This is a genomic window from Cupriavidus sp. SK-4, from assembly GCF_000611125.1.
Classification (GTDB): domain Bacteria; phylum Pseudomonadota; class Gammaproteobacteria; order Burkholderiales; family Burkholderiaceae; genus Cupriavidus; species Cupriavidus necator.
Genome location: NZ_JFJW01000118.1, coordinates 1640 through 3448 on the forward strand (window position 1 = coordinate 1640; position 1809 = coordinate 3448).

1 protein-coding gene and 1 pseudogene are annotated in these 1809 nt (G+C 67.4%); both read right to left on the bottom strand.

Going from position 1 to position 1809, the window contains the following annotated elements; all coding sequences use genetic code 11:
* Positions 1-265 (bottom strand): annotated as a pseudogene (locus CF68_RS37780) (hypothetical protein); the annotation flags it as partial.
* 10 nt (positions 266-275) lie between these two features.
* Positions 276-1809 (bottom strand): putative porin (locus tag CF68_RS25075; protein ID WP_235205879.1); only part of this gene is annotated, 1534 nt, incomplete at its 5' end.

Sequence of the window (1809 nt, forward strand, 5' to 3'; positions counted from 1 at the left end):
CGGCAAGCTGGGCGCGCGCGGCGTCGAGCTCTTTCCTGAGCGTCCCGGCATCGCCGCCGCCCGCGGCACTTGCGCCGGCGCGGGGCTGGCCCGCCTTCAGGGCCGCCAGCTCGTTCTGTGCCTGCTGCAGCTGCGTGGTGGTGATGCGCAGCTGGTTGCGCAGGCGCTCTTCCATGCTCTGACCCTGCTGGGCATGGGCGGCGCTCGCCGCCAGCGCCAGCAGCAGCGCCATGGCCTTCATGCGGCAAAGGAGCGTTGTGGACACGGCATCCTCCTTAGAAGCGCGCATTGACTTCGACCTGCAAGGTATCGATCGACAGCGGCGGGCCGAAGACTTCCTTGGTCGAAATCCAGCGGCCGGTCACCCAGGCATTCTTGTCGAAGGCATAGGAGCCGCCCAGGTAATAGCCACGGGCATTGGTGCCGCCCTGGTGGAAGGTCGGGTCGTTGTAGCCGTCGGGCATCGCATCGGGCTCGATGCGCTTGTAGCCGGCCAGCACGTTCCAGTCGCCGCGCGCCGCCGGGCTGGGCTTGCCGAAGGTGGCCTGGAACATATAGGCGTTGCCGCCGCTGCGGAAGTCCGCGCGCGTGGTGCCGCCGCTGCCGCCGAAGTTGTTGACGATGCCGCCGTTGGCGCGCGCCCACATCTCGTCTTCGTTGTAGGCCAGGTTGCGGATGTAGTTGGCGTCAAGGCGCAGGCCGTAGCCGGCCACCTTGGTATCCCAGCGCAGGTTCAGGTCGATCAGCTGGAACTCCGAGGCCAGGCCCACGTACTGCGGCTGCGGGGTATTGGCCGGATCGAGCGGGTTGAGCGCGATATTGCGCAACAGCATCAGGGTGTTGCCCTTCTGCATGAAGGCCGGGCGGGTCCAGTCGGTGCTGCAGCCGTCGGCGCCGGCGTACAGCGCACAGGGCTCGGAGACCTTGCCGCTGACATTGCGGAAATCGTAGTAGGCCAGCGCGCCGCGCAGGCGGTTGTCGGTGTTCACCTTCCAGCTGGCGCCGAACTGTGCGCCGAGCAGCCACTTGTTCTCGCTCTTCATCTTCTCCTGGCTGTGCTTGGGCGTGCTGTCGGCCGAGTACTCCAGCGGGATGAAGCCAAGCGTGCCGAACAGCGACACATCCTTGTCGGGAATCGCCTTGTCGAACTGCGCCGCGATGCCGTCGAAGTTCAGGTCGTTCGAGAACAGCGTGTCGCTCGAGACAAAAGGATTGCCGAAACGGCCGCCGGTCAGGTTCACCCACTCCGCGGGCCGGTACGACAGCCAGCCCTGGTCCAGCCACACATCCTTCTTGGCCAGCCCGCCGCCCAGCGTCTGGTTGGTCGAGACCGGGCTGTCGTCGTTGCCGGTGGCGATGCGCACGCCGGCCTTGACGCTGTCCGAGATGTCGGCCAGCACGCCCAGGCGGGCGCGCGCGCGCCACTGGTTGGTGCGGTTCTGGCGGGTATTGAGCAGCGGCGGCAGCGTCAGGTTGGTGTTCGGGTTGACATCGAAGCCGCTGCCGTCGTTGATGGCGGCCCAGTCGATCTGGATGTCGCTGTTATTGCCCGAGTAGAAGCGCGATTCATTGCGCACGCGCACATCGCCCTCGATATGGATGCGCTTGGTCCATTCCGGCGTTTCGTTGGGCGCGGCCCAGCCTTCGGCCTTGGCCTGGGCCATGACCTCGCCCTTGACCTCGTCGCGGATCTGGTCGCGCACGGTCTCGGGGATATAGGGCACGCGCACGTCGCCCGCAGCGGCACGCGCGGCACCGGCGGTTGCAGCACCGGTTGCAGCGCCAGCGGCGGGGGCCCCCCCCCCCCCC